This is a genomic window from Paraliomyxa miuraensis (genome assembly GCF_026337845.1).
In the GTDB taxonomy this organism is placed as follows: Bacteria; Myxococcota_A; Polyangia; order Nannocystales; family Nannocystaceae; genus Paraliomyxa; species Paraliomyxa miuraensis.
Genome location: NZ_JAOVZF010000090.1, coordinates 1 through 1,248 on the forward strand (window position 1 = coordinate 1; position 1,248 = coordinate 1,248).

1 protein-coding gene is annotated in these 1,248 nt (G+C 65.9%); it reads left to right on the forward strand.

Annotated elements, in window-relative coordinates:
• A partial coding sequence (gene tnpC / locus OEB96_RS00405) for an IS66 family transposase (protein ID WP_266213386.1) occupies positions 1-1,243 on the forward strand: 1,243 nt, incomplete at its 5' end.
• Between the last annotated feature and the right edge of the window lie 5 nt (positions 1,244-1,248).

A 1,248-nucleotide genomic window follows, 5' to 3' on the forward strand; every position in this document is an offset into this window, starting at 1 on the left:
GCCCAAGGCGCAGCCCAAGCTGAAGGTCGAGCCGCTCGAGCTGCGCTTGGAAGGAGCGGACCTGCTCTGCCCGACGTGCGGCAAGCAGCTCCAAGAGCTGGGCAACGAGGTCGAGGAGATCGAGCGGATCACCACGATCGCTCAGGAGTACATCCTTCAGCGGCTTCGAGCCCACAAGTACCGCTGCGGCTGCGGCTGTGGTGTCCACACCGCACCGTTTCCGCCGACGCATCTCAAGGGCGGTCGCTACTCGCTGGACTTCGCCATCAAGGTCGCCGTCGACAAGTACCTCAACCACCTGCCCCTCGATCGGCAGAGCAAGATGATGGCGCGAGCGGGCTTGCTCATCGACACCAACACCCTGTGGGACCAGATCCTCCCGGTGGCCGAGCACCTCGAGCCGACGTACGACGCGATCCGGGAGTACATCATCGGAGCCGATGTCGTGGGCGCCGACGAGACGCCGTGGCGTCTTCTGGGGACCAAGGGGCGACCGGGCAGCAAGAAGGGCTGGGCCTGGACGCTGACCGTCCCCGATGCGGTCTGGTACACGCTCGCGCTGAGCCGAGGCGCCGGCGTGGCGCGCGAGGCCCTCGAGGGCTTCGAGGGCACGCTGATGGTGGACGGCTACAAACCCTACGAGACGCTGCGCGAGGCGGTGAAGGCCAACGGGTACCGTATCCGCTTGGCGCACTGCTGGGCCCATGTCCGCCGAAAGCTGGTGGAGGCGGAGCCGAACTACCCGACCTGCACCGAGGCGCTCGACCTGATCGGGCAGCTGTTCTTCATCGAGCGCGACATCCCCAACCCCGCCGAGCTCGAGGGTGATGCGCGTCTCCAAGCAGAGCTGTGCCTGCTCGAGGTGCGGAAGCGAGAATCCCGGCCACTGCTCGACAAGCTCAAGGCATGGGCCCTCGCCCAGATGGGTCTGCCCAAGTCGCAGCTCCGCAAGGCGGTGGAGTACATGCTGCGATATTGGGATGGGCTCACCGCCTTCATCGAGGACGCCTATGTTCCCCTGGACAACAACGCCTCCGAGCGTGCGCTGAGGGGGTTGGTCCTCGGAAGGAAGAACCATTACGGCTCGCGCTCCGCTCGTGGCATGAAGGCCGCGGCGATCTTCTACACGGTCTTGGACACCGCAGTGTTGTGCGGCCTCGACCCCGCGAAGTTCATCCACTACGCGGTGACCAAGCACCTGGCCACGGGCCAAGCCGCGCATCCCTGGTCGTGCACGTTGTAGGGGTC